Here is a 251-nt window from a genome sequence, read left to right on the forward strand (position 1 = left end):
ATTGGCGATGCCATGCATGCCCTCAATCATGACTGCATAGAGCTTTACCACCATCACCTTTCAGGCACAGGGCACGAAGGACTGCTGCAAGACAGCTGGTATGTGCATGCATTTCGGGATGCCTCCCAGATTGATCTGGATGGACCGGATTATGCCATGCGCCGCGCTGTGGGGGCTGAGATTGAGGAGATTGGCGCTGCGGCCTTACGAGATCTGGAACCTGCTTTAACCCATGAGTTTGAGGCCGCCGT

At 55.4% G+C, this 251-nt stretch carries 1 pseudogene; it reads left to right on the forward strand.

The annotated features are described in order from the left end of the window. A pseudogene (locus PPL9_RS33705) lies at positions 1–251 on the forward strand (FAD-binding oxidoreductase); the annotation flags it as partial.

It is taken from the genome of Pseudovibrio sp. POLY-S9 (assembly GCF_001431305.1).
GTDB lineage: Bacteria > Pseudomonadota > Alphaproteobacteria > Rhizobiales > Stappiaceae > Pseudovibrio.